Here is a 24,484-nt window from a genome sequence, read left to right as displayed (position 1 = left end):
ATATAGAATAAGCCATATCAATTGACTAAATGATAACCCCTGAAAGGTTGTATATCAACTACAAACTACAACCTTTTCTTAAAAAGCTTATCACCTTTAGATATAAAGATCTTTATGTATTCACATTAAAATGAATTCATAACATTATGTTTTTCATGATCTTTTTTAAATCTGTGGATACACTTAAAAATCCTCTCATCTTTAGTTAAAAATCTTCTCAACCTTACTTAAAAATCCTCTCATCTTTAGTTAAAAATCTTCTCAACCTTACTTAAAAATCTTCTCAACTTATGTTAAAAATCCTCTCAACTTTAGCGTTTTTTTATTATGTTTTTCATGAGGTTACGGCTCTCTAAGTTTTTAAGTTTTTAAGATCAAGAAGAAAAGATAAGTTTTTTAAATGCACAGAGCCTGTGGATAACTTTGCGTAAACCCGGAGGACAGATCACTCTGAACCAGGACAACCACACATAAAAACAATATGCTCGCTTTTTAACCACTGCGCGTAATTGCCTGATGTTATCCCTGTGCTGTTCCGCTTCCTCGCTCACTAACTCGCTACGCTCGGTCGTTCGGCTGCGGCGAGCGGTGTCTCCTTTCTCAAAACCAGAAGAGTTCAGATCATACGATCCGTTGATTGATCCTTTTTGGATCTTTCACTGAGAAGCCCTGAATCGCTTTCTAACGCTTTGTTCGATGTAACCATGAGGAAAACCATGTGAAATCGAAAAAATCGCTCAGAATGCGATACAGCGCGTTTTAGAGGGTATTTACAAAACAGTCGTTGCCTTGAGGAAATTTTGATCAAGATTGAACTCCTATCCGGATCATGGCAACAGATCACAGCAACAAGGCCGCTAAAAAGCGTTGAGCGGCGTTAAAAACCGTTAAACCGTAGCTGACTATAACGAAACGGGAAAAAACGCTCAGAACGCGTTACAGAGCGTTTTAAGGCGATGTCGGAAAGAGCCATACCTCACCTGTTCTGATGTTTTTCTCAACACAAGCACTTTTAAGAGTACTTTTAAAGATGCTATTATGCCAATAAGACAAGCGGAGGACTTATGAGCTATCAAATTCTGACAACCACAGCGGCCAGTATTACTGACCTGAAAAAAAATCCTATGGGAACCGTAGCTGAAGGTGAAGGGGACGCTGTTGCGATCCTGAACCGAAACGAACCGGCGTTCTATTGCGTTCCACCAAAACTTTACGCCTACTATCGGGAACTCGCTGAAGATGCTGAGTTAAACGCTGTTGCTGATGAGCGCATGAAAAACCCGGAAATTGTGAAGGTTAACCTGGATGACCTATGAACTGGCTTTTGACCGCAGAGCACTGAAGGAATGGCAGAAACTCGGCCACACCATCCGTGAACAATTCAAAAAGAAGCTGGCAGAACGGCTGGAAAATCCACGCGTACCCGCAGCCCGGTTACATGGTCATGCTGATCGCTATAAAATCAAACTTCGTGCATCTGGCTACAGACTTGTATATCAAGTCATTGATGAGAAAGTCGTTTTACTCGTTATTGCTGTTGGAAGAAGGGAAAGCAGCGAAGTTTATCAGATTGCAGATATGCGCTGAACTGAAACCCGCCCCGTAATTCGCGGCTGCAGCCGCTCAGACGCGCAGATGCTACACACCGTCACGGCGTACCGTTCGCAAGCTTACGCGCTAACTGCGAAAGGCTAATTGCGTGTTGTTAGTCCGGTAATGGGCTTTGCAGGGAGGGGGGATGTCCCTGATCTTAATTAAGCTGGTTTGTTTCCGGCGATTCGGGAATGGCAATTCTATTCGGCGTCTGGTGTGTCGCCTTCCATGCCCTGACGGGCATAAAAAACTTGCCATACCATCATATGATGGTATGATGAGTTTGTTGGTTGGGAATGGTTCCCTGCCAGATTCCAGCAGCCCAAACGGGCGGGAGCGAAAAATGAATATTCAGGAAGCATTAAACATTTTTGGTTTATCCGGCGATCTGACTGAAAAGGACATCAAGGCGGCCTACAGAAAAGCGGCTTTAAAATATCATCCAGATCGTAATCCACTGGGTGCCGAACTGATGAAAGCAGTTAACGCTGCGTTTGATTTTCTCATGGCTAACATTGACAAAATTAATCAGTTTCAAAGCACTGATGAAAACGCACGTTACAACTACGGTGAAGATCTGGAAAAAGTTTTGAATACTCTTTCCGGCCTGACTGGAATTGTCTATGAAGTTATTGGTAATTGGGTATGGATTAGTGGTGAAACCATTACTCATAAAGAAACGTTAAAAGAAATCGGGTGTAAATGGGCCGCAAAGAAAAAACAATGGTTTTATCGTCCGGAAGAACATAAAAGTTACTGGAACCGTGAAGAACACACGATAGAGGAAATCCGCGCAAAATATGGTTCGACCGGACAGCGCAGGGCGACGGGATGGCAACAAGTGGAAACCAGAGCGTAACCAGAAGGGGGCGAAAGCCCCTTATTATTATAAATATGTTCACTAAATAACGAAGGTGTCAGTTGGGAGGAATATGCAAAACGATAAGTTTTTTGAACGGTATCAACCCGTTTTTGAAATCGTATGTCGAATCCTGGGGAACGGCTGGCGTGTAAACCTGCTCGATGATTGCCAGTACAGGATAAAACTAACCTCGCCTCAGTATAAAAATTACTCTATACATATTCGAATGGAGAAGGGAAGGTTAGTTATCATTGGAAGCGTAGATAGTCGAAGTTGGCGAAGTCCTTACCATACTTGCACTGTATCGCCAGAACGTAACCCTGTAGAAATTGCCGCCGATATTGAAAAGAAAATCCTGACAGATGCTTTCGAAAATGTAGAGAAGGCAATGGAATATGAAAGGCAGTTACAAAAAAAACGGGAGCAAACGCAAATTCTGAAAGGAATGCTATCTCGTTTAATACGTCTTGATAGCTGGCATGGGACATTGACCGGTTTTAAAGTTGAGAATGGGTTAGATGGTAACGTGTCAGAACGGGGCGGCGGTTTTGAAATGGTAATACGTGGCCTGAGTGTGGATCAGCTCATAAAGGTAGCGGGGTTTATTAAACAGCTATGAGGCAAAAGATGAATGAAGTCCTGAGCGACAGGAAAAATAAAGGTAATGTAACATACAGGATTGTTGTGTCTGAAGATGCAACACGTTTGTTTATTGAACTTGAAAAACTAATGAAAGTTCGCTCTAAAGAAGCGGATAAAAAAACAACTAAAAAGGTTGTTTTCCATAAATCATTTTATTATGAAGAATTCTGTAACGTTAAAGATGAAATTGATGATCCAATTTTATTGCAATTCTATACAGATACTATTGTGAAGGTACTAAATCATGAGTTTTAAACCCACACCTGAAGAGGTGAAACAAGCTCGTATCAAAGCTGGCTTTACGCAGCAGGAAGCCGCTAAACGGTTTGGTTTTTCGTTATCAGCCTGGCAGGCCAAAGAAACATCCGGCAAAACATCTCGCGGTCTAGCCGCTGGTACGTATGAATTACTTTTGCTCCTGGCTGATGAACATCCCGATTACCAGCTAGTAAAGCGAGAAAAAAATCAGAATAAAGAGACTAAATAAATTGCATTACCATCATTTGATGGTATAATTTGTTTGTAGGTCAGGAATAGTTCCTTACCATGATCCAGTTGCCCAAACGGGCGGGAGCTAAAAATGAAAGTATTAACTTTTAAAAATGATACTGTCTCTGTTGGTGATGTCTTTGTATCATCATGGGGCTATGAGCAAACCAATGTAACCTTCTACCAGGTTCTTTCCGTTCACGGTAAAAAAACCGTCACCGTTCGCGAGATTCGCGCTAATTCAGAATATACCGATTCAATGGTCGGCTTTAAAACTCCCGTTTTAAATGATTTTACTGGTGAATGTTTTAAGCGCCAGATAAAAGATTTTGGTGATGAGCTGGCAATCAAAATCGAAGATTTTGAAACTGCGTATAAAACTCTACCGGAAGAAAAACATCGATTTTCTTCTTACTACTAATTAATCAGGGGGGATATTCCCCCTTTTAGTAAAGGTCTGAAAATGGAAAGAGAGTTTAGCGCAAAAGCATCATTAAACCGAAATATAAAATTTTGGTTTGAGCAATGTGGATTATCTAAAGAAAGAGTTATTCGTTGTATTGATAACTGGTATGACCTTGCATACCCACCATCAGAACAGGAGAAAGCAAAAAAAGAAGCAATTGAGAAGTTAATAAAGTAAAGATAAAGATGGTATCAGGTTGTGGGGCAACCTGATACCGTGACACTTGATTCTGTTGCGAGGAATAAAATGTCGGAACGCATATTATCAGCAATAAATGACGTTGAAAAGGGTGGGCGTCCGGTTTTCCCTTTGATGCCATTCCATGTCTTTCCTGAGTATATGGCATTACTCAGAAAAGCACTGGAAAAAAAAGACACAAAAGAGAACAGATAAATAAACCGGAGGCTTTATGACAAAATCTGATTTTGTGTCCTTTGTCAGTGGAGAGTTGCGGCAAGGCGCTGTACGTTTTTCTCTTGCTTTTAACAGCAAAGGAGAAATTGTTCTGCACTGGACTAATAAAGCAGGAATACGAGTATGGCGGATATTAAGTGGTAATCGTGGCAAAAAACCAAGCAAAGCTAACCTTGAAAGAATGAGTAACTTCCGGCGCTGGCTTTTTGATGCCCGTCAGGGCATGGAAGGCTACACTCAGCAACCTGAACAGAGCAACCTTAGCTGAATAGCCGAAGCCCTCCCGTATTTCGGGAGGTGCTTTCTGATATATTGCGCGGGACTGCGCTTGCGCTTCCTGCCAGACCGTTCGCGGAGCGAACCTGACGGCACTGTCCTTACCGCATTGATCGAGTTTCCGGTCGCAGACGCACGTATGTTCAGCCATGACAACATCGGCCTTTTTGCATTTTTGTTGATGCTCAAGCACAATTTATGAGCGGTGCCAGATCCACTGCGATGCAGGATAGGGCAAACGCCGCAAAATGACGTCTCTAACGCCATTCCGCAACGTTTGCCCGGTGACCTACAGTCGGTTCTTGTCGGAGAATTTTATGAAAAAAGTTCAATTCAGAATTGATGAAAATCAGCATGATGATTTGCTGGATTGCCTTAAAACTCTTTATCCAGATGAACCAGCTTTAACAGTAGCTAAAGGCATGAAACTTTTAGCAAATGCTTTATTAAAAAGTAAAGCTGGCAGTAAGGGTATAAATACGTTTTTTGATAATAATGATTTTATCAAAACAACGATGTACTTAACAGGTAAACAAAGGGCTGATATTGAAAGAGCTGCTAATCGTCACGGATGGACGTTATCCCGAGAATGTCGTTACCGCATACAAACGACACTTGAAAATGAACTGGATTTCTTTGACCAGGAACTGCTGATGATGAATCGTTGCCGTAATTCAATTGATAAGATCGGTCGTAATTTCCATTATATCATTGTTAATGATCAGACCAGGGTTCTTGATAAAGATGGTTTCTATCAGGATGCGGAGCGTCTTACAACAGAAATTTTTAATCTTAAGAATCAGTTTGAGAATTACATTATGTTATGTAAAGGGAGAACTGTTTCAAATAAAGTGGAGATGTGATTATGGGCGTTTACGTTGATAAAGAATATCGTGTTAAACGAAAGTCATCAGAAAATGGTCGTAAGTCAGCTTTCGCTCATAAAGTCAAAAATGGTGGAAAGAACTATAGCCGCAATGTTCAGGAACGTATCAACCGCAAGGGTGCCAGTAAGGAGGTTGTTGTCAAAATATCTGGAGGTGCTGTTACTCGTCAGGGGATTCGGAACAGTATTGATTATATGAGCCGTGAGTCAGAGCTACCAGTGATGAGTGAAAGCGGTCGGGTATGGACTGGTGACGAAATTCTGGAGGCTAAAGAGCACATGATAGATCGTGCTAATGATCCTCAGCATGTGATGAATGATAAAGGTAAAGAAAATAAAAAAATCACACAGAATATTGTCTTCTCGCCTCCAGTTTCAGCGAAAGCAAAGCCTGAAGATTTGCTGGAGTCTGTCAGGAAAACGATGCAGAAAAAATATCCTAATCACCGTTTTGTTCTTGGATACCACTGTGACAAGAAAGAACATCCTCACGTTCATGTTGTTTTTCGTATCCGAGATAATGACGGTAAACGCGCTGATATCAGGAAAAAAGATTTACGGGAAATTCGTACAGGTTTTTGTGAAGAGTTGAAGTTAAAAGGTTATGACGTTAAAGCGACCCATAAGCAACAGCATGGACTTAATCAGTCTGTTAAAGATGCACATAATACAGCACCAAAAAGACAGAAAGGTGTTTATGAGGTTGTTGATATTGGCTATGACCATTATCAGAACGATAAAACAAAGTCTAAGCAACATTTTATAAAGCTAAAGACTCTTAACAAGGGGGTTGAGAAAACATACTGGGGGGCTGATTTTGGGGGCTTATGTTCGCGGGAAAGCGTTAAAGCAGGTGATCTTGTCAGACTGAAGAAACTTGGTCAGAAAGAAGTAAAAATCCCGGCGCTCGATAAAAACGGTGTTCAGCATGGCTGGAAAACGGTTCACAGAAATGAGTGGCAGTTAGAAAATCTGGGGGTTAAGGGCGTAGACAGAACACCTTCAGCCAGCAAAGAGCTGGTACTGAACAGCCCTGATATGCTGCTGAAGCAACAACAGCGAATGGCGCAGTTTACGCAGCAGAAAGCATCCACGTTACAGTCAGAACAGAAGCTGAAAACAGGGATTAAGTTTTGGGGTTTATAAGATTTAATGTATTGATTATGAAAGAAAAATCTTTATTTTAGTTCGCTTGCTCATCTTTTCACCTTAAAAACAGATCGAAATTCTGCGTTTTAGCTATCATTCGATCTATCGATCTAAAAAATAGATCTGCAAAAGATGAATATTCTGTGTTTTGTTGCTTATGTGGAATAAATGAAAGTAAAATTGATTTATCAAGATCGAAAGATCTGTTTTATGTGTTGAACTTAGCATAAGCCACTTGTAGTATAAACTTCGCGCAATAGTAAAAAGTCTCTCTTCATAGGGGCGTGATTTCTCACAAGCAACCACGGTTGGCTTGTGTTTTGTCACATCCGTATATCGGGGATTGAGTATGAAAGGACAGAAACAGTTTTACCTGCTTCAGTGTTCTCCGCATTTTCATCAGTCGGTTCTGTTGCAGTTATCCCGGAGCGGTATCGCTTACTACAATCCAGTTATACGCACTTTCTATAAGAGGCGTGACTGTAGTGCATACAGGGGACAAATCATGCCAATGTTTCCCGGTTATGTATTCGTTCTTCTGGATTTTGAGGTTGTACATCCATCCTGCTTTACCCGGATGAAAAATGTTTATGGACTGGTCAGTTTTGGTGAATATCCTGCTGAAGTTCCTCTAAGTGTCATAAATGAAGTAAAAGAGCAGGAGAAGATTTTTTGGCACTGTTGCAAAGTTAGCGATGAGGCAGCCTTTTGTCTTATTCAAAGGCCTTACATTTCAAAAACTCTGCTTACCAGGCGCATTTCGCCCAGGGGATCACCATAATAAAATGCTGAGGCCTGGCCTTTGCGTAGTGCACGCATCACCTCAATACCTTTGATGGTGGCGTAAGCCGTCTTCATGGATTTAAATCCCAGCGTGGCGCCGATTATCCGTTTCAGTTTGCCATGATCGCATTCAATCACGTTGTTCCGGTACTTAATCTGTCGGTGTTCAACGTCAGACGGGCACCGGCCTTCGCGTTTGAGCAGAGCAAGCGCGCGACCATAGGCGGGCGCTTTATCCGTGTTGATGAATCGCGGGATCTGCCACTTCTTCACGTTGTTGAGGATTTTACCCAGAAACCGGTATGCAGCTTTGCTGTTACGACGGGAGGAGAGATAAAAATCGACAGTGCGGCCCCGGCTGTCGACGGCCCGGTACAGATACGCCCAGCGGCCATTGACCTTCACGTAGGTTTCATCCATGTGCCACGGGCAAAGATCGGAAGGGTTACGCCAGTACCAGCGCAGCCGTTTTTCCATTTCAGGCGCATAACGCTGAACCCAGCGGTAAATCGTGGAGTGATCGACATTCACTCCGCGTTCAGCCAGCATCTCCTGCAGCTCACGGTAACTGATGCCGTATTTGCAGTACCAGCGTACGGCCCACAGAATGATGTCACGCTGAAAATGCCGGCCTTTGAATGGGTTCATGTGCAGCTCCATCAGCAAAAGGGGATGATAAGTTTATCACCACCGACTATTTGCAACAGTGCCAACAAGACATTTTTATCTTTTATATTCAATGGCTTATTTTCCTGCTAATTGGTAATACCATGAAAAATACCATGCTCAGAAAAGGCTTAACAATATTTTGAAAAATTGCCTACTGAGCGCTGCCGCACAGCTCCATAGGCCGCTTTCCTGGCTTTGCTTCCAGATGTATGCTATTCTGCTCCTGCAGCTAATGGATCACCGCAAACAGGTTACTCGCCTGGGGATTCCCTTTCGACCCGAGCATCCGTATGAGACTCATGCTCGATTATTATTATTATAGAAGCCCCCATGAATAAATCGCTCATCATTTTCGGCATCGTCAACATAACCTCGGACAGTTTCTCCGATGGAGGCCGGTATCTGGCGCCAGACGCAGCCATTGCGCAGGCGCGTAAGCTGATGGCCGAGGGGGCAGATGTGATCGACCTCGGTCCGGCATCCAGCAATCCCGACGCCGCGCCTGTTTCGTCCGACACAGAAATCGCGCGTATCGCGCCGGTGCTGGACGCGCTCAAGGCAGATGGCATTCCCGTCTCGCTCGACAGTTATCAACCCGCGACGCAAGCCTATGCCTTGTCGCGTGGTGTGGCCTATCTCAATGATATTCGCGGTTTTCCAGACGCTGCGTTCTATCCGCAATTGGCGAAATCATCTGCCAAACTCGTCGTTATGCATTCGGTGCAAGACGGGCAGGCAGATCGGCGCGAGGCACCCGCTGGCGACATCATGGATCACATTGCGGCGTTCTTTGACGCGCGCATCGCGGCGCTGACGGGTGCCGGTATCAAACGCAACCGCCTTGTCCTTGATCCCGGCATGGGGTTTTTTCTGGGGGCTGCTCCCGAAACCTCGCTCTCGGTGCTGGCGCGGTTCGATGAATTGCGGCTGCGCTTCGATTTGCCGGTGCTTCTGTCTGTTTCGCGCAAATCCTTTCTGCGCGCGCTCACAGGCCGTGGTCCGGGGGATGTCGGGGCCGCGACACTCGCTGCAGAGCTTGCCGCCGCCGCAGGTGGAGCTGACTTCATCCGCACACACGAGCCGCGCCCCTTGCGCGACGGGCTGGCGGTATTGGCGGCGCTGAAAGAAACCGCAAGAATTCGTTAACTGCACATTCGGGATATTTCTCTATATTCGCGCTTCATCAGAAAACTGAAGGAACCTCCATTGAATCGAACTAATATTTTTTTTGGTGAATCGCATTCTGACTGGTTGCCTGTCAGAGGCGGAGAATCTGGTGATTTTGTTTTTCGACGTGGTGACGGGCATGCCTTCGCGAAAATCGCACCTGCTTCCCGCCGCGGTGAGCTCGCTGGAGAGCGTGACCGCCTCATTTGGCTCAAAGGTCGAGGTGTGGCTTGCCCCGAGGTCATCAACTGGCAGGAGGAACAGGAGGGTGCATGCTTGGTGATAACGGCAATTCCGGGAGTACCGGCGGCTGATCTGTCTGGAGCGGATTTGCTCAAAGCGTGGCCGTCAATGGGGCAGCAACTTGGCGCTGTTCACAGCCTATCGGTTGATCAATGTCCGTTTGAGCGCAGGCTGTCGCGAATGTTCGGACGCGCCGTTGATGTGGTGTCCCGCAATGCCGTCAATCCCGACTTCTTACCGGACGAGGACAAGAGTACGCCGCAGCTCGATCTTTTGGCTCGTGTCGAACGAGAGCTACCGGTGCGGCTCGACCAAGAGCGCACCGATATGGTTGTTTGCCATGGTGATCCCTGCATGCCGAACTTCATGGTGGACCCTAAAACTCTTCAATGCACGGGTCTGATCGACCTTGGGCGGCTCGGAACAGCAGATCGCTATGCCGATTTGGCACTCATGATTGCTAACGCCGAAGAGAACTGGGCAGCGCCAGATGAAGCAGAGCGCGCCTTCGCTGTCCTATTCAATGTATTGGGGATCGAAGCCCCCGACCGCGAACGCCTTGCCTTCTATCTGCGATTGGACCCTCTGACTTGGGGTTGATGTTCATGCCGCCTGTTTTTCCTGCTCATTGGCACGTTTCGCAACCTGTTCTCATTGCGGACACCTTTTCCAGCCTCGTTTGGAAAGTTTCATTGCCAGACGGGACTCCTGCAATCGTCAAGGGATTGAAACCTATAAAAGACATTGCTGATGAACTGCGCGGGGCCGACTATCTGGTATGGCGCAATGGGAGGGGAGCAGTCCGGTTGCTCGGTCGTGAGAACAATCTGATGTTGCTCGAATATGCCGGGGAGCGAATGCTCTCTCACATCGTTGCCGAGCACGGCGACTACCAGGCGACCGAAATTGCAGCGGAACTAATGGCGAAGCTGTATGCCGCATCTGAGGAACCCCTGCCTTCTGCCCTTCTCCCGATCCGGGATCGCTTTGCAGCTTTGTTTCAGCGGGCGCGCGATGATCAAAACGCAGGTTGTCAAACTGACTACGTCCACGCGGCGATTATAGCCGATCAAATGATGAGCAATGCCTCGGAACTGCGTGGGCTACATGGCGATCTGCATCATGAAAACATCATGTTCTCCAGTCGCGGCTGGCTGGTGATAGATCCCGTCGGTCTGGTCGGTGAAGTGGGCTTTGGCGCCGCCAATATGTTCTACGATCCGGCTGACAGAGACGACCTTTGTCTCGATCCTAGACGCATTGCACAGATGGCGGACGCATTCTCTCGTGCGCTGGACGTCGATCCGCGTCGCCTGCTCGACCAGGCGTACGCTTATGGGTGCCTTTCCGCAGCTTGGAACGCGGATGGAGAAGAGGAGCAACGCGATCTAGCTATCGCGGCCGCGATCAAGCAGGTGCGACAGACGTCATACTAGATATCAAGCGACTTCTCCTATCCCCTGGGAACACATCAATCTCACCGGAGAATATCGCTGGCCAAAGCCTTAGCGTAGGATTCCGCCCCTTCCCGCAAACGACCCCAAACAGGAAACGCAGCTGAAACGGGAAGCTCAACACCCACTGACGCATGGGTTGTTCAGGCAGTACTTCATCAACCAGCAAGGCGGCACTTTCGGCCATCCGCCGCGCCCCACAGCTCGGGCAGAAACCGCGACGCTTACAGCTGAAAGCGACCAGGTGCTCGGCGTGGCAAGACTCGCAGCGAACCCGTAGAAAGCCATGCTCCAGCCGCCCGCATTGGAGAAATTCTTCAAATTCCCGTTGCACATAGCCCGGCAATTCCTTTCCCTGCTCTGCCATAAGCGCAGCGAATGCCGGGTAATACTCGTCAACGATCTGATAGAGAAGGGTTTGCTCGGGTCGGTGGCTCTGGTAACGACCAGTATCCCGATCCCGGCTGGCCGTCCTGGCCGCCACATGAGGCATGTTCCGCGTCCTTGCAATACTGTGTTTACATACAGTCTATCGCTTAGCGGAAAGTTCTTTTAGGGGTCTGACGCTCAGTGGAACGAAAACTCACGTTAAGGGATTTTGGTCATGAGATTATCAAAAAGGATCTTCACCTAGATCCTTTTAAATTAAAAATGAAGTTTTAAATCAATCTAAAGTATATATGAGTAAACTTGGTCTGACAGTTACCAATGCTTAATCAGTGAGGCACCTATCTCAGCGATCTGTCTATTTCGTTCATCCATAGTTGCCTGACTCCCCGTCGTGTAGATAACTACGATACGGGAGGGCTTACCATCTGGCCCCAGTGCTGCAATGATACCGCGAGACCCACGCTCACCGGCTCCAGATTTATCAGCAATAAACCAGCCAGCCGGAAGGGCCGAGCGCAGAAGTGGTCCTGCAACTTTATCCGCCTCCATCCAGTCTATTAATTGTTGCCGGGAAGCTAGAGTAAGTAGTTCGCCAGTTAATAGTTTGCGCAACGTTGTTGCCATTGCTGCAGGCATCGTGGTGTCACGCTCGTCGTTTGGTATGGCTTCATTCAGCTCCGGTTCCCAACGATCAAGGCGAGTTACATGATCCCCCATGTTGTGCAAAAAAGCGGTTAGCTCCTTCGGTCCTCCGATCGTTGTCAGAAGTAAGTTGGCAGCAGTGTTATCACTCATGGTTATGGCAGCACTGCATAATTCTCTTACTGTCATGCCATCCGTAAGATGCTTTTCTGTGACTGGTGAGTACTCAACCAAGTCATTCTGAGAATAGTGTATGCGGCGACCGAGTTGCTCTTGCCCGGCGTCAACACGGGATAATACCGCACCACATAGCAGAACTTTAAAAGTGCTCATCATTGGAAAACGTTCTTCGGGGCGAAAACTCTCAAGGATCTTACCGCTGTTGAGATCCAGTTCGATGTAACCCACTCGTGCACCCAACTGATCTTCAGCATCTTTTACTTTCACCAGCGTTTCTGGGTGAGCAAAAACAGGAAGGCAAAATGCCGCAAAAAAGGGAATAAGGGCGACACGAAAATGTTGAATACTCATACTCTTCCTTTTTCAATATTATTGAAGCATTTACCAGGGTTATTGTCTCATGAGCGGATACATATTTGAATGTATTTAGAAAAATAAACAAATAGGGGTTCCGCGCACATTTCCCCGAAAAGTGCCACCTGACGTCTAAGAAACCATTATTATCATGACATTAACCTATAAAAATAGGCGTATCACGAGGCCCTTTCGTCTTCAAGAATTTTATAAACCGTGGAGCGGGCAATACTGAGCTGATGAGCAATTTCCGTTGCACCAGTGCCCTTCTGATGAAGCGTCAGCACGACGTTCCTGTCCACGGTACGCCTGCGGCCAAATTTGATTCCTTTCAGCTTTGCTTCCTGTCGGCCCTCATTCGTGCGTTCTAGGATCCTCCGGCGTTCAGCCTGTGCCACAGCCGACAGGATGGTGACCACCATTTGCCCCATATCACCGTCGGTACTGATCCCGTCATCAATGAACCGGACTGCCACGCCCTGAGCGTCAAATTCCTTTATCAGTTGGATCATATCGGCAGTGTCGCGGCCAAGACGGTCGAGCTTCTTAACCAGAATGACATCACCTTCCTCCACCTTCATCCTCAGCAAATCCAGCCCTTCCCGGTCTGTTGAACTGCCGGATGCCTTATCGGTAAATATACGGTTTGCTTTCACACCTGCGTCTTTGAGTGCTCTGACCTGAAGATCAAGAGACTGCTGACTGGTTGAGACCCGAGCGTAACCAAAAAGTCGCATAAAAATGTACCTTAAATCGAATATCGGACAACTCATGTCTATTATTACAAATTTACGATTTAATAGACATATTAATGTAACAGTTTTACGATGTCCGATAATTTATAACATTTCGTACGGTTGGAAAAATGTTACTAAATGCCCGTCAGGCAGGGAGGCCGATATGCCCGTTGACTTTCTGACCACTGAGCAGACTGAAAGCTATGGCAGATTCACCGGTGAACCGGATGAGCTTCAGCTGGCACGATATTTTCACCTTGATGAAGCAGACAAGGAATTTATCGGAAAAAGCAGAGGTGATCACAACCGTCTGGGCATTGCCCTGCAAATTGGATGTGTCCGTTTTCTGGGCACCTTCCTCACCGATATGAATCATATTCCTTCCGGCGTCCGGCATTTTACCGCCAGACAGCTCGGGATTCGTGATATCACCGTTCTTGCAGAATACGGTCAGAGGGAAAATACCCGCCGTGAGCATGCAGCGCTGATACGTCAGCACTATCAGTATCGTGAATTTGCCTGGCCCTGGACATTTCGCCTTACCCGTCTTTTATATACCCGGAGCTGGATAAGCAACGAACGTCCTGGCCTGCTTTTCGATCTGGCGACAGGGTGGCTTATGCAACATCGTATTATTCTCCCCGGAGCCACTACGCTGACCCGGTTGATTTCAGAGGTAAGGGAAAAGGCGACGTTGCGCCTGTGGAACAAACTGGCACTGATACCGTCAGCCGAACAGCGTTCACAGCTGGAGATGCTGCTGGGGCCAACTGATTGCAGCCGCCTGTCTTTACTGGAATCACTGAAAAAGGGCCCTGTGACCATCAGTGGTCCGGCGTTTAATGAAGCAATTGAACGCTGGAAAACTCTGAACGATTTTGGCCTGCATGCTGAAAACCTGAGTACACTCCCGGCTGTGCGCCTGAAAAATCTCGCACGTTATGCTGGTATGACTTCGGTGTTCAATATTGCCAGGATGTCACCGCAGAAAAGGATGGCGGTTCTGGTTGCCTTTGTCCTTGCATGGGAAACGCTGGCGCTGGATGATGCATTGGACGTTCTGGACGCCATGCTGGCCGTTATCATCCGTGACGCCAGAAAGATTGGGCAGAAAAAACGGCTCCGCTCGCTGAAGGATCTGGATAAATCTGCATTGGCGCTCGCCAGCGCATGTTCGTACCTGCTGAAAGAAGAAACACCGGACGAATCGATTCGTGCTGAGGTGTTCAGCTACATCCCAAGGCAAAAGCTGGCTGAAATCATCACGCTTGTCCGTGAAATTGCCCGGCCCTCAGACGATAATTTTCATGAAGAAATGGTGGAGCAGTACGGGCGCGTTCGTCGTTTCCTGCCCCATCTGCTGAATACCGTTAAATTTTCATCCGCACCTGCCGGGGTTACCACTCTGAATGCCTGTGACTACCTCAGCCGGGAGTTCAGCTCACGGCGGCAGTTTTTTGACGACGCACCAACGGAAATTATCAGTCGGTCATGGAAACGGCTGGTGATTAACAAGGAAAAACATATCACCCGCAGGGGATACACGCTCTGCTTTCTCAGTAAACTGCAGGATAGTCTGAGGCGGAGGGATGTCTACGTTACCGGCAGTAACCGGTGGGGAGATCCTCGTGCAAGATTACTACAGGGTGCTGACTGGCAGGCAAACCGGATTAAGGTTTATCGTTCTTTGGGGCACCCGACAGACCCGCAGGAAGCAATAAAATCTCTGGGTCATCAGCTTGATAGTCGTTACAGACAGGTTGCTGCACGTCTTTGCGAAAATGAGGCTGTCGAACTCGATGTTTCTGGCCCGAAGCCCCGGTTGACAATTTCTCCCCTCGCCAGTCTTGATGAGCCGGACAGTCTGAAACGACTGAGCAAAATGATCAGTGATCTACTCCCTCCGGTGGATTTAACGGAGTTGCTGCTCGAAATTAACGCCCATACCGGATTTGCTGATGAGTTTTTCCATGCTAGTGAAGCCAGTGCCAGAGTTGATGATCTGCCCGTCAGCATCAGCGCCGTGCTGATGGCTGAAGCCTGCAATATCGGTCTGGAACCACTGATCAGATCAAATGTTCCTGCACTGACCCGACACCGGCTGAACTGGACAAAAGCGAACTATCTGCGGGCTGAAACTATCACCAGCGCTAATGCCAGACTGGTTGATTTTCAGGCAACGCTGCCACTGGCACAGATATGGGGTGGAGGAGAAGTGGCATCTGCAGATGGAATGCGCTTTGTTACGCCAGTCAGAACAATCAATGCCGGACCGAACCGCAAATACTTTGGTAATAACAGAGGGATCACCTGGTACAACTTTGTGTCCGATCAGTATTCCGGCTTTCATGGCATCGTTATACCGGGGACGCTGAGGGACTCTATCTTTGTGCTGGAAGGTCTTCTGGAACAGGAGACCGGGCTGAATCCAACCGAAATTATGACCGATACAGCAGGTGCCAGCGAACTTGTCTTTGGCCTTTTCTGGCTGCTGGGATACCAGTTTTCTCCACGCCTGGCTGATGCCGGTGCTTCGGTTTTCTGGCGAATGGACCATGATGCCGACTATGGCGTGCTGAATGATATTGCCAGAGGGCAATCAGATCCCCGAAAAATAGTCCTTCAGTGGGACGAAATGATCCGGACCGCTGGCTCCCTGAAGCTGGGCAAAGTACAGGTTTCAGTGCTGGTCCGTTCATTGCTGAAAAGTGAACGTCCTTCCGGACTGACTCAGGCAATCATTGAAGTGGGGCGCATCAACAAAACGCTGTATCTGCTTAATTATATTGATGATGAAGATTACCGCCGGCGCATTCTGACCCAGCTTAATCGGGGAGAAAGTCGCCATGCCGTTGCCAGAGCCATCTGTCACGGTCAAAAAGGTGAGATAAGAAAACGATATACCGACGGTCAGGAAGATCAACTGGGCACACTGGGGCTGGTCACTAACGCCGTCGTGTTATGGAACACTATTTATATGCAGGCAGCCCTGGATCATCTCCGGGCGCAGGGTGAAACACTGAATGATGAAGATATCGCACGCCTCTCCCCGCTTTGCCACGGACATATCAATATGCTCGGCCATTATTCCTTCACGCTGGCAGAACTGGTGACCAAAGGACATCTGAGACCATTAAAAGAGGCGTCAGAGGCAGAAAACGTTGCTTAACGTGAGTTTTCGTTCCACTGAGCGTCAGACCCCTTATACTGGTTGCGCGGGATCTGGCTTGCTACTATGTGCAATAGAGTGTTATTCAGGAGTACGCTTCAATGAGTGAGTTACTGGAATTAGGCGCTATCTATATAGGTACAGGCGTGGTTGCCTACTATATTATTGAGTTTATCAACTACATAGACTTCAGGAGTTCAAGAGAAAACTGAGGCTGCGTAAGCGGCTTTTTTTACGCCCCTTGTTTAATTCCTCGCACACTTGGACATTCAGGTGATTCTGTCCATACCTCATTAGTTACAACATTCACATGTTCTGTTCCTTTATCTGGTGCCCTGTTCCGGCATATGTGCCCATATCCTGGGTTATTCAGGATAACCGCTTCCTTTTCACCCTGCCCTGTCGTTCATATTCCTCTGACAAAAATGCATTATCGGAAAAAATGTCCAAATTTTTTTTTGGTGATCGGAATTCTTGTTGTCGGACGCACCTCTGCTTCAGGTCATAATTGCTGGCACGTCCAGAAAAACAGGTGCGGAGATTAAAAAATTGAGTCACTTACCCGCCAACATTTTCCAGATTTCACGTAGCGCACCACCGCTACTGCATACATCAACAAGAAATGACGTTTTTTTAATTACTTTGTATGCTGCAACTTACTGAAAAAACGGGATTCATGATAATGCCGGTAACGGCATCGTTCTGTTGGCCTACGCGATCAGCAGTATTGGCCGCAACAAAAAATGAAAGAAAAATCCCTCAAATGAAGGGGAAAAAACGGAAGTACAACTGAACAACAGGCACAAAAAAACCCGACTGCTAATCGGGCTTTTTTGTGCTTTCCAGCCTTGAGTTGGTGGCTCTGGCTGGAGAAGAACTCTCTTCAACCAACATAGACATAATATGTCTACATGATATGGAATGCAACCGTATCCGCTTATGCGTATAATACGCTGGTTGGTTCTGAACCGTTATAACTCCAGCCTTCCCGCAAGGATTAAGCGATTTTAAGTCCTGGCTGAAAAACAGGTGGTGCTGTTGTCAGTGCTCTGGCTGGAGTGGAACTGTCTTCAACCAACATCGAAGAACAACCGATATGACAGGCAGTGTAAGAGTAAGTATCGGGAGTCTGCTCCATATAATGGAGTAAACGGATGATTGATAAAGCAATCATCGTTCTGGGGGCGCTAATCTCGCTTCTTGAACTGATTCGCTACCTTCTCCAGTTGATGGGCTGATGGCGGAGACGTAACTAAGGCCGGGGGCTAACCACCTCCGGCCTTTAATAAAACCATATTTTAGTTACAATATTCAATTACATTGACTAAACACCACACACCCAACCTCCTGAGTTAATACCCTGCCTTTCAGATATATTAGCCCCCTCTACTTACTGGATTTCTGCCCGGTTTTACGTTTTAGCGCACTGCTTATTGTGCCACGGCTGCACCCCAGTATTTTCTGTACCTGTGTCCAGGAGCTTCCGCTCTCAATCAACCTGATAATTGCATCATGTCTGGCTTGATTAGGTTTACGCCCTTTATATTTGCCGTCTTTCCTTGCTTTCTCTATCCCTTGTTTCTGCCGTTCCCGCCGTTGTTCATAGTCCCTTCTGGCAACAGCGGCCAGCATATCCAGCAGCATATCGTTAATGGCTGCAAACAACCGACTGTCAAACTCACTCATACCAGAATTAATCCAGGTCGTCGGCACATTCACCGCCATAACCCGGATGTCTTTCTGCCGGATCATTTTCTTCAGCGTATTCCAGTCTTCCCCTGACAGGCGGGAAAGTCTGTCCACATCCTCGATAAGCAAAATATCATTTTGCTGGCAATCTCTCAGAAGACGAAAAAGTTCCGGGCGCTCAAGACGGGAGCCGGATTCATTCTCAATATAGTAGCTGCAAATAATCAGGCCTCTTTCCCTGGCAAAAGCCTCGATAGTTTCCTGGGCACGCGAAGCATCCTGTTCTGCTGTTGAAGCTCTCAGATAAGCGCGGACAAAGCTTGTTGGTGCATTTGAAGTCATATTACAGAACCAGTTCGCATAAGGTCACACCACTATACCCAAAATGCACCAGAAAGTGGATCGACAGGAAAGGCACACTCTAAAAGAACCAAAAAACAAATAATGAGTAGATGTGACCTTGTCACTACACACTCATAAACTCAAACACTCATATACACAAGACAACTCAAATGAGCAGATACTCCTTAACTCATATACACATAAACTCATATTAACCTTTACTCATACAAAGAGTATGATAAACTCAAAAACTCACAGGAGTAATTGAGTAGACACACAATTGAGGATTTGAGTATGAAGGTGATCTCATTTCTGAATCCGAAAGGGGGTTCAGGTAAAACAACTGCCGTAATCAACATAGCCACTGCGTTGAGCAGGAGCGGATACAACATTGCTGTGGTAGATACAGATCCACAAATGAGCCTGACGAACTGGAGCAAAGCGGGCAAGGCAGCATTTGACGTATTTACAGCAGCATCTGAAAAAGACGTCTATGGAATCCGAAAAGATCTGGCGGACTATGACTTTGCTATTGTGGACGGGGCAGGTTCACTCTCAGTAATCACCTCCGCAGCCGTCATGGTAAGCGATCTGGTAATTATCCCTGTCACCCCCAGCCCTCTGGATTTCTCCGCAGCAGGAAGCGTCGTTACTGTTCTGGAAGCACAGGCTTACAGCCGCAAAGTTGAAGCCCGCTTTCTGATCACCCGTAAGATAGAAATGGCAACCATGTTGAATGTGCTTAAAGAAAGTATCAAAGACACCGGTGTTAAAGCATTTCGTACAGCTATTACACAACGTCAGGTTTACGTGAAATCAATTCTTGATGGCGACAGCGTGTTTGAATCCAGTGATGGTGCTGCAAAAGGTGAAATAGAAATCCTTACAAAAGAGATAGTTAGAATGTTTGAGTAATTACACATTTACTCATATAATCAAATAAATATAAAAACCGGAGTAGCCTGAATGTCACTTGAAAAAGCGCATACGTCAGTAAAAAAAATGACCTTTGGTGAAAACAGAGATCTGGAACGAGTAGTAACAGCACCAGTATCATCTGGAAAAATCAAACGTGTTAACGTTAATTTTGATGAAGAAAAGCACACCCGGTTTAAGGCTGCATGCGCCAGGAAAGGTACATCAATCACTGACGTGGTGAACCAGCTTGTAGATAACTGGCTCAAAGAGAACGAATAATTGGAAGCCGAAGCGAACAGACAGGCCGACGCAAAACAACTGTTCTCAAAGCAGCCCTGGCTATGTACAACAGCCAATAGTTACTTGATTCTGCAAAACTTAGATGATTCAGGATTTAATCTATCAGTAGGAGTTCGGACAAAATGGGGTCCGTGGGAATTTCTGTGATAACACCCGCTAAGCGATTTCTCACTGAAAGAAATCTTCAGCCCCTGCAGTTAGTTAAAGAAAATTAAATCTATAAACCTGTAAATTTTTGCGTGACAAACTCTGTCGGAATGAGAAACTGTACGGAAACTTCAATTTTAAGGTTTGTCGTGCATGTTGATGGTTATATACGGGTATCAAGCAATCGATTACGTATTACACTATTCTCCGATGTAGTTATTTCTAAACATTGAAAATGCCTAAGAAAGGAATAAAATGAAAACTATTTCACTATTTAACAACAAAGGCGGGGTAGGAAAAACGACCCTGACTTGGAACTTAAGTGTATCTCTATCGGCAAAGGGAAAATCTGTTTTGCTGATAGATTTCGATCCTCAATGCAATTTATCAATAGCTTTACTTGGTGAGACTGGCTTCTCTGACCTTTTAAAGAGGGATGCAAATAATCCTTATGGTAAAACGATAAGAGCATTTTGCCAACCATTTATACAACAAGATATTCTCCCTGTCGTACATACATTCCCACCACAATTTCCCATGGAGCCTGGCTCAGGAAGGTTAGACATAGCTCCAGGTGACTTTTGGCTCAATAATCTTTCAGATGTGATTAGTGTAGGTACAGATTTAATTGCTGGAAACGCAGTAAACAGATTCTTGATACCTAGTTTAATTGCTAGTAAAGCTCAAGAGTTAAATAATTGTGAATACGATTATGTTCTTATTGATGTACCGCCGTCATTTAATACGATAGTCAGATCGGCTCTCTACTGTTCTGATTATTTCTTGGTTCCATGTACTGCCGATATATTTTCGGCTTACTGCATAGGACTCATTGGTGAAACTTTACCAAAATTTAGAGACGACTGGGAACAGGGTATTAGAAGAACTTCAGCCCAAAATAACTCTCTAATAAGCCAAAAAGGTTCACCTAAATTTGCAGGTTGGGTCTTCAACGGATTTGATAAAAGAAAGAATCCAGGCCAACAAAACTCATCAGAGATCGCGGCTGATGCAGCCCATAGAGATAAAATAATTGATTCAGTAAAAAATGACCTTCGCCCCAAATTAGCATCTATAAAAACATACTCAGCAGTGGCTTCTTTTACTCCAGACACTCCTGTCGCAAAAGTTGAAGACCTAAATGTTATGGCTCCAGATAGTATCTTACAGGGGGTCCCGCTCAGATATTTATCTACCGTAGCACCTACTAGGGGGGTGTTGGCCAGAGGGGCTTGGTCAGGACCTCAGAAAGCCCTAATGCAGACTATGTCGGCAGAACATGACGTTTTAGCTGATTATATAATCCAAAATTTCGTTTAATATCTTTTAGGGATTGTACGCCGGCACCCCTTTTACCGTCTTAGGGGTTCCGTGGGAATTTCTGCGATAACAAACGCTAAGGAAAAGTGAAGTTCTTTAGATTGAAGCGATTAGTACGAAGTGGCCTACATAAGTGAATGGCGAACAGCATACAGATTCTCTCTTAAAAATATGTGAGACAATAGAAAAACGACTGAAAATTTTTTGTATATTAATAGCTTCACAAGCTTTGATGATAGAGGGTAAAAATCACCATTATCTAATCAATTTGACGCTCATATCATTGAATGAAGAAACGGTAAAAATCAATTGAGAGCAATATTAAATATCAAAATAAAAACGATGGAAAAAAGATTGTTACCAATACAATGAGGACATTAGAATCACGCCCCCCAAATTTTATATAATTAAGATCATAGATGCAGATCAGTTTGGTTAGTTCTCCGTAGGGGAGAAGTTATGAAAACAGGTAAATGGAATAAACATCGTTCGTGTAAAATGCATTAATACGAATGGGTAACATGTATTTCCAGGGATTTAATCAAACAATGGCATCAATTTTTCAACCAGTAGCAGATCGCTTAAACCATCTAACAAAACAACTTCCATACCAGAGTCAATAAGTGAATCAATCCCAGGCACTTCCTCAAAGCCGATAACCATGATCGGCTTTCGGTCTATAAAATCAAATATTACTAATGGAAGTATTACACTGTTAATTAATTCAAATTCTTTAAAGAAAGCATCTGTGCCATATTCACTGGTAGGAAAAAGAATCTCACTTAATCTCACACCATAAAAAACATGATAGTATTCTTTAAGATTATCCTTTAAAATATTAACAGCCTTAGAATATTTCTCGTTAATAAACTCTTTGACCAGATATTTCATAAACATCTCCAATAAGAACCGACTGTAGGTCACCGGGCAAACGTTGCGGAATGGCGTCAGAGACGTCATTTTGCGGCGTTTGCCCTATCCTGCATCGCAGTGAAAAGGCAGGGACTGGCATAACTGCTGAGTAGCATCATTGCTGGCTTATCTCGCTACTGTTCTCGGTGCTTTCGTCCGCAGGTTCGGGAACAAGTAACTTGTGCCAGGGCATAGTTTTGTTGAGCAGCTCCATCAGAGGCTCAGCCAGCAGTCCCAAAATCCAGGTTGCCGTAATCACCGGTATAGTCAGATTTTGTGGCGTCCATAACTGGTGATCGAGATGATACCAGGTGATGACACACAAAATACCCCCCAGCCAGAACACAGCCCATTTAAACGCACCAAGAATGGCTAACACAAAAACAGAGATAAAATGTAAAACACTGGCGGCCAGAAGACGAAGATAAAACCAGGTCCATCCAAGCCACTTAACAAAGGTGCTCCCTGTTTTCACAGCAAAACGTTTCTTACGTTCTCTGGCGATTTCTTCCCTGAATTTACCGCGTTCATCCCCCTGGGGGAATTGATAGATTTTAGCCATGAGTTACCTCATTTCGATCTCAAAACGGACTTTGCTGACTCTTCTACCCTGCCTCTCAGCATTAACGCATTTAATACTTTTAATTTCTGTTTTTTCTACAATTTCGTCTATAGACCGACCAATAACTGATTTTTTATAATCTTTAAATTCCAAATTTACTCTAGAGTTCAATTCAATCATTAATTCATCCAGTTTAATGCTAAAAGCACCGGATTTATCTAATAGCCGAGATTTTATCAACTGATATAAATTCCATGAATATCGACCACTGAGTTTTACAGCAGACTGATACAATACAACTGTAGTTTGATATTTTCTACCATCTACAGCAGAAATAAAATTTATTGTCTCAGTAGAAAGAGCTACTCTTAATAGCCCTTCATTTTTTATATAATCACAAAGAGATATTAATTTTATATTGGAAGAAAAATAATCTGCTGCGTCTTTCATCTGTTTGTATGCCATTGTGCGATCTATACCAATAAATTCAGCATACTTATCAGCTCTGATTAAAATAGACCCATCTGAGTTATACCTACCATTAAAATAAAGATACAAACAAATAAAAAAGACTCTCCTTGCTGAGACGTGGAGCTTATTAAGACTTTCATTCAGCTTGCTATTATACTTTATAATTTTTCCAGGTTTAATATTTTTAAACGTAGCGGTTAAAATATCCACGCAAGGTTTAGTGACTAAGTCTACGACGTCTTCCTTTCTTCTAATATGAAGTGCATTATCTGATTTTACCACATCCAATAACGTACCATCATCCCATCCGATATTTTTGAGTAAATGATTTGGAATAACGATTATTGAAACATTACTATCTTTGTGTAGTTTTATTTGTTCCATAATATTATCCTTTCTGTTTATATGAAATTACCTTATCAAACTTCTCCAAGAATTTAGTATCTTCATCAGAAATAGACGTGTCTTCATTAAGAGAATATTCAAATTTTAACATATGAACCATACGCCCTTTTTTTCCTACAACGGTAAACTTTATAGTTTTTATCTCTGTTTTTTCTATTATTTCCTTTATGCTTTTATTTATAACATCACGAATAAAAAAAGAGTACTTTGGATATTTGTATACCTTCTCACCATTTTCAATATGATAAAGTCCCATTTCGTCTTTAAGTTGATCAACTGAAATTTCGAAGGATTTACTCGCAGGATTTAAGCTATAGTATTTTCTGATAACCTGATACAAGTTTGTGGAGTTTACACTGTTCAATATAACAACAGATTTTAACACCTGTGTGGTATATCTATTTTCAGAACCAATAAGTTTTGAAAAATATCGTTTCGCTGTATTAGTGAACTTAATGCGAACTATTGCCAGATGATCATAATAAGCACAGAATTCAGTTAAGTTTAAATCCAGTCTGTCAGGCATCTTATTTTTAGATGTAGCGATACCCAGTTCATTAGATAGATTTTTTAAATCATCTCTATTCAACACTAATGTTGTTGAAGCCAGAACTTTTGCACCTTCTTTTAATGCTGCATATGCGGCGTACTTATCCAAAGTGGTTGTTTTAGAAAAAAGATCGGCATCAACTTCTAAAATTTCATCATTCAACATTTCTTTTGAGTCAATCTGACAAAGTGCAAGAAACAAGACTCTTTTCGCTGAAAGAGAAAGAGATGCCAGAGTAACGCCAACCTCATTTCTATGCCTGACTTTCGTTAACCCTGTTACAGTTCTCACCTGAAACCTCAT

29 protein-coding genes and 2 pseudogenes are annotated in these 24,484 nt (G+C 44.7%); 22 read left to right on the top strand and 9 right to left on the bottom strand.

Annotated elements, in window-relative coordinates; all coding sequences use genetic code 11:
* Nucleotides 1-1,064 precede the first annotated feature (1,064 nt).
* The 13 genes from J1G48_RS23190 to J1G48_RS23125 all read left to right on the top strand — a co-directional run bounded on the left by J1G48_RS23190 (nucleotide 1,065) and on the right by J1G48_RS23125 (nucleotide 7,558).
* Complete coding sequence (locus tag J1G48_RS23190) at nucleotides 1,065-1,316, top strand: plasmid stabilization protein (protein ID WP_000121743.1); 252 nt, start codon at nucleotides 1,065-1,067, stop codon at nucleotides 1,314-1,316.
* Nucleotides 1,306-1,587, top strand: coding sequence for a type II toxin-antitoxin system RelE/ParE family toxin (locus J1G48_RS23185; protein WP_000220561.1), 282 nt, complete (start codon nucleotides 1,306-1,308; stop codon nucleotides 1,585-1,587). Before J1G48_RS23190 ends, J1G48_RS23185 begins: the two co-directional genes overlap by 11 nt.
* Before the next feature lie 349 nt (nucleotides 1,588-1,936).
* Nucleotides 1,937-2,452 carry a J domain-containing protein gene (locus J1G48_RS23180; protein WP_001025387.1) on the top strand — a complete coding sequence of 172 codons (516 nt, stop codon included), beginning with the start codon at nucleotides 1,937-1,939 and terminating at the stop codon, nucleotides 2,450-2,452.
* A 73-nt stretch (nucleotides 2,453-2,525) separates the two neighbouring features.
* Nucleotides 2,526-3,074 carry a hypothetical protein gene (locus J1G48_RS23175; RefSeq protein WP_001178641.1) on the top strand — a complete coding sequence of 183 codons (549 nt, stop codon included), beginning with the start codon at nucleotides 2,526-2,528 and terminating at the stop codon, nucleotides 3,072-3,074.
* Nucleotides 3,075-3,082: 8 nt separating this feature from the next.
* On the top strand, nucleotides 3,083-3,352 hold the full coding sequence (locus J1G48_RS23170; protein WP_001006718.1) for a hypothetical protein: 270 nt from the start codon (nucleotides 3,083-3,085) through the stop codon (nucleotides 3,350-3,352).
* Nucleotides 3,342-3,584: a hypothetical protein gene (locus J1G48_RS23165; protein WP_000008708.1), complete on the top strand. Its 243-nt coding sequence runs from the start codon at nucleotides 3,342-3,344 to the stop codon at nucleotides 3,582-3,584. The genes J1G48_RS23170 and J1G48_RS23165 overlap by 11 nt, the downstream gene beginning before the upstream one ends.
* A gap of 93 nt (nucleotides 3,585-3,677) precedes the next feature.
* Nucleotides 3,678-4,007, top strand: a complete 330-nt coding sequence (locus tag J1G48_RS23160) for a hypothetical protein (protein ID WP_000866654.1) — start codon at nucleotides 3,678-3,680, stop codon at nucleotides 4,005-4,007.
* 42 nt (nucleotides 4,008-4,049) lie between these two features.
* Entirely contained in the window at nucleotides 4,050-4,229 is a 180-nt protein-coding gene (locus J1G48_RS23155; RefSeq protein ID WP_000439079.1) for a hypothetical protein, read from the top strand.
* Between the two features lie 69 nt (nucleotides 4,230-4,298).
* A complete protein-coding gene (locus J1G48_RS23150; protein WP_001567307.1) occupies nucleotides 4,299-4,445 on the top strand; it encodes a hypothetical protein in 147 nt (48 codons plus the stop codon).
* A 16-nt stretch (nucleotides 4,446-4,461) separates the two neighbouring features.
* Complete coding sequence (locus tag J1G48_RS23145; RefSeq protein WP_000167280.1) at nucleotides 4,462-4,734, top strand: hypothetical protein; 273 nt, start codon at nucleotides 4,462-4,464, stop codon at nucleotides 4,732-4,734.
* Nucleotides 4,735-5,059: 325 nt separating this feature from the next.
* Nucleotides 5,060-5,605, top strand: coding sequence for a DNA distortion polypeptide 1 (gene ddp1, locus J1G48_RS23135; protein WP_000757692.1), 546 nt, complete (start codon nucleotides 5,060-5,062; stop codon nucleotides 5,603-5,605).
* 2 nt (nucleotides 5,606-5,607) lie between these two features.
* Entirely contained in the window at nucleotides 5,608-6,774 is a 1,167-nt protein-coding gene (gene mobP1, locus J1G48_RS23130; RefSeq protein WP_000539539.1) for a MobP1 family relaxase, read from the top strand.
* A gap of 352 nt (nucleotides 6,775-7,126) precedes the next feature.
* Nucleotides 7,127-7,558 carry a transcription termination/antitermination NusG family protein gene (locus J1G48_RS23125; protein WP_072204862.1) on the top strand — a complete coding sequence of 144 codons (432 nt, stop codon included), beginning with the start codon at nucleotides 7,127-7,129 and terminating at the stop codon, nucleotides 7,556-7,558.
* On the opposite strand, the gene J1G48_RS23120 is transcribed toward J1G48_RS23125, so the two are convergent.
* Nucleotides 7,504-8,208, bottom strand: a complete 705-nt coding sequence (locus tag J1G48_RS23120) for an IS6-like element IS26 family transposase (protein WP_001067855.1) — start codon at nucleotides 8,206-8,208, stop codon at nucleotides 7,504-7,506. The genes J1G48_RS23125 and J1G48_RS23120 overlap by 55 nt on opposite strands.
* Nucleotides 8,209-8,559: 351 nt before the next feature.
* Here J1G48_RS23120 and sul2 point away from each other — a divergent pair, with 351 nt between their 5' ends.
* The 3 genes from sul2 to J1G48_RS23105 are packed head-to-tail and all read left to right on the top strand — an operon-like array spanning nucleotide 8,560 to nucleotide 11,075.
* Entirely contained in the window at nucleotides 8,560-9,375 is an 816-nt protein-coding gene (gene sul2, locus J1G48_RS23115) for a sulfonamide-resistant dihydropteroate synthase Sul2 (protein WP_001043260.1), read from the top strand.
* Nucleotides 9,376-9,435: 60 nt separating this feature from the next.
* A complete protein-coding gene (aph(3'')-Ib, locus tag J1G48_RS23110) occupies nucleotides 9,436-10,239 on the top strand; it encodes an aminoglycoside O-phosphotransferase APH(3'')-Ib (protein WP_001082319.1) in 804 nt (267 codons plus the stop codon).
* A complete protein-coding gene (locus tag J1G48_RS23105; protein ID WP_000480972.1) occupies nucleotides 10,239-11,075 on the top strand; it encodes an aminoglycoside O-phosphotransferase APH(6)-Id in 837 nt (278 codons plus the stop codon). Before aph(3'')-Ib ends, J1G48_RS23105 begins: the two co-directional genes overlap by 1 nt.
* A gap of 106 nt (nucleotides 11,076-11,181) precedes the next feature.
* Here J1G48_RS23105 and J1G48_RS23100 read toward each other — a convergent pair.
* The 3 genes and pseudogenes from J1G48_RS23100 to J1G48_RS23090 form a co-directional block, all read right to left on the bottom strand.
* Nucleotides 11,182-11,586, bottom strand: a pseudogene (locus J1G48_RS23100) (IS91 family transposase); the annotation flags it as partial.
* Between the two features lie 209 nt (nucleotides 11,587-11,795).
* The gene (locus J1G48_RS23095) at nucleotides 11,796-12,656 is read right to left on the bottom strand and encodes a broad-spectrum class A beta-lactamase TEM-1 (protein ID WP_000027057.1); all 861 of its coding nucleotides are present in this window, start codon (nucleotides 12,654-12,656) and stop codon (nucleotides 11,796-11,798) included.
* A gap of 182 nt (nucleotides 12,657-12,838) precedes the next feature.
* Nucleotides 12,839-13,396, bottom strand: coding sequence for a recombinase family protein (locus J1G48_RS23090; protein WP_001235713.1), 558 nt, complete (start codon nucleotides 13,394-13,396; stop codon nucleotides 12,839-12,841).
* Between the two features lie 163 nt (nucleotides 13,397-13,559).
* Here J1G48_RS23090 and J1G48_RS23085 point away from each other — a divergent pair, with 163 nt between their 5' ends.
* From J1G48_RS23085 to dinQ, 3 genes and pseudogenes are all read left to right on the top strand, one after another.
* Complete coding sequence (locus J1G48_RS23085) at nucleotides 13,560-16,565, top strand: Tn3-like element Tn3 family transposase (RefSeq protein WP_001143760.1); 3,006 nt, start codon at nucleotides 13,560-13,562, stop codon at nucleotides 16,563-16,565.
* 477 nt (nucleotides 16,566-17,042) lie between these two features.
* Nucleotides 17,043-17,156 (top strand): annotated as a pseudogene (locus tag J1G48_RS23620) (resolvase); the annotation flags it as partial.
* 563 nt (nucleotides 17,157-17,719) lie between these two features.
* Nucleotides 17,720-17,803 (top strand): damage-inducible type I toxin DinQ, encoded by an 84-nt coding sequence (gene dinQ, locus J1G48_RS23080; protein ID WP_000565612.1) that lies wholly within the window; start codon nucleotides 17,720-17,722, stop codon nucleotides 17,801-17,803.
* Between the two features lie 148 nt (nucleotides 17,804-17,951).
* Here the strand turns inward: dinQ and J1G48_RS23075 are convergent, their stop codons facing one another.
* Nucleotides 17,952-18,596 (bottom strand): recombinase family protein, encoded by a 645-nt coding sequence (locus J1G48_RS23075; protein ID WP_000203205.1) that lies wholly within the window; start codon nucleotides 18,594-18,596, stop codon nucleotides 17,952-17,954.
* A gap of 294 nt (nucleotides 18,597-18,890) precedes the next feature.
* On the opposite strand from J1G48_RS23075, the gene J1G48_RS23070 reads away from it, so the two are divergent.
* From J1G48_RS23070 to J1G48_RS23060, 3 genes are all read left to right on the top strand, one after another.
* Entirely contained in the window at nucleotides 18,891-19,511 is a 621-nt protein-coding gene (locus J1G48_RS23070) for a ParA family protein (RefSeq protein ID WP_000864788.1), read from the top strand.
* A gap of 51 nt (nucleotides 19,512-19,562) precedes the next feature.
* A complete protein-coding gene (locus J1G48_RS23065; protein WP_000051066.1) occupies nucleotides 19,563-19,793 on the top strand; it encodes a plasmid partition protein ParG in 231 nt (76 codons plus the stop codon).
* Between the two features lie 423 nt (nucleotides 19,794-20,216).
* Nucleotides 20,217-21,281 (top strand): P-loop NTPase, encoded by a 1,065-nt coding sequence (locus J1G48_RS23060; RefSeq protein WP_000849600.1) that lies wholly within the window; start codon nucleotides 20,217-20,219, stop codon nucleotides 21,279-21,281.
* Nucleotides 21,282-21,818: 537 nt separating this feature from the next.
* Here J1G48_RS23060 and ddp1 (J1G48_RS23055) read toward each other — a convergent pair.
* From ddp1 (J1G48_RS23055) to J1G48_RS23040, 4 genes are all read right to left on the bottom strand, one after another.
* A complete protein-coding gene (gene ddp1, locus J1G48_RS23055; RefSeq protein WP_024156393.1) occupies nucleotides 21,819-22,172 on the bottom strand; it encodes a DNA distortion polypeptide 3 in 354 nt (117 codons plus the stop codon).
* 136 nt (nucleotides 22,173-22,308) lie between these two features.
* Nucleotides 22,309-22,755 (bottom strand): hypothetical protein, encoded by a 447-nt coding sequence (locus tag J1G48_RS23050; protein ID WP_001074378.1) that lies wholly within the window; start codon nucleotides 22,753-22,755, stop codon nucleotides 22,309-22,311.
* Between the two features lie 3 nt (nucleotides 22,756-22,758).
* Nucleotides 22,759-23,610 carry a replication initiation protein gene (locus J1G48_RS23045; protein ID WP_000435059.1) on the bottom strand — a complete coding sequence of 284 codons (852 nt, stop codon included), beginning with the start codon at nucleotides 23,608-23,610 and terminating at the stop codon, nucleotides 22,759-22,761.
* Nucleotides 23,611-23,614: 4 nt separating this feature from the next.
* Nucleotides 23,615-24,484 (bottom strand): replication initiation protein, encoded by an 870-nt coding sequence (locus J1G48_RS23040; RefSeq protein ID WP_001212191.1) that lies wholly within the window; start codon nucleotides 24,482-24,484, stop codon nucleotides 23,615-23,617.

Source organism: Salmonella sp. SAL-020 (assembly GCF_017372215.1).
Taxonomy (GTDB): Bacteria; Pseudomonadota; Gammaproteobacteria; order Enterobacterales; family Enterobacteriaceae; genus Salmonella; species Salmonella enterica.
Note: the sequence above shows the minus strand (reverse complement) of the source record. Positions and strands in the feature narration are given on the sequence as shown.

Bases quoted from the DNA above. Each gene is read 5' to 3' on its own strand.
- J1G48_RS23190 (WP_000121743.1), top strand. From the start codon at position 1,065: ATGAGCTATCAAATTCTGACAACCACAGCGGCCAGTATTACTGACCTG.
- J1G48_RS23185 (WP_000220561.1), top strand. From the start codon at position 1,306: ATGACCTATGAACTGGCTTTTGACCGCAGAGCACTGAAGGAATGGCAG.
- J1G48_RS23180 (WP_001025387.1), top strand. From the start codon at position 1,937: ATGAATATTCAGGAAGCATTAAACATTTTTGGTTTATCCGGCGATCTG.
- J1G48_RS23175 (WP_001178641.1), top strand. From the start codon at position 2,526: ATGCAAAACGATAAGTTTTTTGAACGGTATCAACCCGTTTTTGAAATC.
- J1G48_RS23170 (WP_001006718.1), top strand. From the start codon at position 3,083: ATGAATGAAGTCCTGAGCGACAGGAAAAATAAAGGTAATGTAACATAC.
- J1G48_RS23165 (WP_000008708.1), top strand. From the start codon at position 3,342: ATGAGTTTTAAACCCACACCTGAAGAGGTGAAACAAGCTCGTATCAAA.
- J1G48_RS23160 (WP_000866654.1), top strand. From the start codon at position 3,678: ATGAAAGTATTAACTTTTAAAAATGATACTGTCTCTGTTGGTGATGTC.
- J1G48_RS23155 (WP_000439079.1), top strand. From the start codon at position 4,050: ATGGAAAGAGAGTTTAGCGCAAAAGCATCATTAAACCGAAATATAAAA.
- J1G48_RS23150 (WP_001567307.1), top strand. From the start codon at position 4,299: ATGTCGGAACGCATATTATCAGCAATAAATGACGTTGAAAAGGGTGGG.
- J1G48_RS23145 (WP_000167280.1), top strand. From the start codon at position 4,462: ATGACAAAATCTGATTTTGTGTCCTTTGTCAGTGGAGAGTTGCGGCAA.
- ddp1 (WP_000757692.1), top strand. From the start codon at position 5,060: ATGAAAAAAGTTCAATTCAGAATTGATGAAAATCAGCATGATGATTTG.
- mobP1 (WP_000539539.1), top strand. From the start codon at position 5,608: ATGGGCGTTTACGTTGATAAAGAATATCGTGTTAAACGAAAGTCATCA.
- J1G48_RS23125 (WP_072204862.1), top strand. From the start codon at position 7,127: ATGAAAGGACAGAAACAGTTTTACCTGCTTCAGTGTTCTCCGCATTTT.
- J1G48_RS23120 (WP_001067855.1), bottom strand. From the start codon at position 8,208: ATGAACCCATTCAAAGGCCGGCATTTTCAGCGTGACATCATTCTGTGG.
- sul2 (WP_001043260.1), top strand. From the start codon at position 8,560: ATGAATAAATCGCTCATCATTTTCGGCATCGTCAACATAACCTCGGAC.
- J1G48_RS23105 (WP_000480972.1), top strand. From the start codon at position 10,239: ATGTTCATGCCGCCTGTTTTTCCTGCTCATTGGCACGTTTCGCAACCT.
- J1G48_RS23095 (WP_000027057.1), bottom strand. From the start codon at position 12,656: ATGAGTATTCAACATTTTCGTGTCGCCCTTATTCCCTTTTTTGCGGCA.
- J1G48_RS23090 (WP_001235713.1), bottom strand. From the start codon at position 13,396: ATGCGACTTTTTGGTTACGCTCGGGTCTCAACCAGTCAGCAGTCTCTT.
- J1G48_RS23085 (WP_001143760.1), top strand. From the start codon at position 13,560: ATGCCCGTTGACTTTCTGACCACTGAGCAGACTGAAAGCTATGGCAGA.
- dinQ (WP_000565612.1), top strand. From the start codon at position 17,720: ATGATTGATAAAGCAATCATCGTTCTGGGGGCGCTAATCTCGCTTCTT.
- J1G48_RS23075 (WP_000203205.1), bottom strand. From the start codon at position 18,596: ATGACTTCAAATGCACCAACAAGCTTTGTCCGCGCTTATCTGAGAGCT.
- J1G48_RS23070 (WP_000864788.1), top strand. From the start codon at position 18,891: ATGAAGGTGATCTCATTTCTGAATCCGAAAGGGGGTTCAGGTAAAACA.
- J1G48_RS23065 (WP_000051066.1), top strand. From the start codon at position 19,563: ATGTCACTTGAAAAAGCGCATACGTCAGTAAAAAAAATGACCTTTGGT.
- J1G48_RS23060 (WP_000849600.1), top strand. From the start codon at position 20,217: ATGAAAACTATTTCACTATTTAACAACAAAGGCGGGGTAGGAAAAACG.
- ddp1 (WP_024156393.1), bottom strand. From the start codon at position 22,172: ATGAAATATCTGGTCAAAGAGTTTATTAACGAGAAATATTCTAAGGCT.
- J1G48_RS23050 (WP_001074378.1), bottom strand. From the start codon at position 22,755: ATGGCTAAAATCTATCAATTCCCCCAGGGGGATGAACGCGGTAAATTC.
- J1G48_RS23045 (WP_000435059.1), bottom strand. From the start codon at position 23,610: ATGGAACAAATAAAACTACACAAAGATAGTAATGTTTCAATAATCGTT.
- J1G48_RS23040 (WP_001212191.1), bottom strand. From the start codon at position 24,484: ATGAGGTTTCAGGTGAGAACTGTAACAGGGTTAACGAAAGTCAGGCAT.